We start from the raw sequence: 633 nt of genomic DNA on the forward strand, positions 1-633 counted from the left end.
GGCCGCGTTATTTACATTGAAGATCGTCATTACGTGTAGATAGGTGCTTATACGCGGCCATTCTGTTCGCGTCTTGAACGAAGCGAACCGGCGGTTCGAGTACTTCTAACTGATAATCGGGGCTGTTTGTACTGATTTCAGACGTTGGATTAACCACCACCACTTTAAGCTCAGGGTTGCGTTGTAAAATGGATGCTGCGGTACCTAAACCTGCTTCTGTATGAAATTTCCCCGCGACATGAACAACTTGAGCATTTGGGTTTTGAGCGAGGTATTTCACAATCGACTCCGCCATGGTTTCGTCCCACGTTACTTGTGCGGCGTATTGCTTTTCAGTTTGCTCTGGCTTGCCATGATGCATGGATGCCATGAACTTTTCTTTATATGGGCTGTTCGCGGTATTGACGTTTTCAGCCACAAAGCTACGCTCTTCATCATCTAATTTATTCAGGTAATCAACACCTTGACGACCAATGCAGCGGATGATGTATTTGGGTGCATTTGCGGCGATAACAGGTAAGTTGGCTTGCTTGGCGAACTCAACGAGTGGGCGGTAATCGCTTTCATAGTTTGGCCACGCATTGCTTTGAGACATGAAGTATTGTTCACCAATTTCGCCTTTTAGATAAGCGT

General features: G+C 46.1%; 1 protein-coding gene. It reads right to left on the bottom strand.

Annotated features, from left to right (window positions below; translation table 11 throughout):
- Window positions 1–7: 7 nt before the first annotated feature.
- Window positions 8–633 (bottom strand): ChaN family lipoprotein (locus R7Q11_RS27255; protein ID WP_225467118.1); only part of this gene is annotated, 626 nt, incomplete at its 5' end.

It is taken from the genome of Vibrio sp. 970, assembly GCF_033339075.1.